Source organism: Paenisporosarcina sp. P4_D4 (assembly GCF_056401835.1).
Window position 1 is genome coordinate 1 of sequence record NZ_JBFUIO010000432.1, and the last position, 524, is coordinate 524.

Here is a 524-nt window from a genome sequence, read left to right on the forward strand (position 1 = left end):
CAGATTTAAGTATCGGTTTTATAAAAAAGTTTGATCATTTTCTACCTGTGTTGCTCCACAATCGCGCCCGATTGTTGAATACTATTTCATTGTGTCGCTTGCGCTAAATCCAAAACATTTACGAATCCATCCGTTGAGATCTACTATTGAAATAAATTGAATATGATATCAGCTATGTAAGTTTCCAGAAATGCGGCTACAATGATTATCGGTATAACAAAGATGGCGTAAGTTCTTATTGTCTCTAAGAATTTTTTAATAAAAGATATTCCTTCTTTGTCTTTCTTAAATATATTTCTTATCTTTACTCTAACAACTTGGTTTAATTCAAAAAGAACCGCTGCAAGTAAGCATAAAGCAAAAACTTCAAAAACATAATGAGGAATAGTAGAGATTATTATCTCAAAACCTTTTTTAAAATCGGCTTGTAAACCAATTCCAAAAAGAATCCCAGGCAGAGAAACAGTTGAAATTATATTTATGAGATATAGAAATTGTATTGGAATTAAGGCTAAGATAAGCAT

1 protein-coding gene is annotated in these 524 nt (G+C 30.7%); it reads right to left on the reverse strand.

Features of this window, described 5'->3' with window-relative positions:
- Positions 1–143 precede the first annotated feature (143 nt).
- Positions 144–524, reverse strand: a 381-nt coding sequence (locus AC1DSL_RS19345) for a stage II sporulation protein M (RefSeq protein ID WP_477533494.1), incomplete at its 5' end; no start/stop codon positions are given.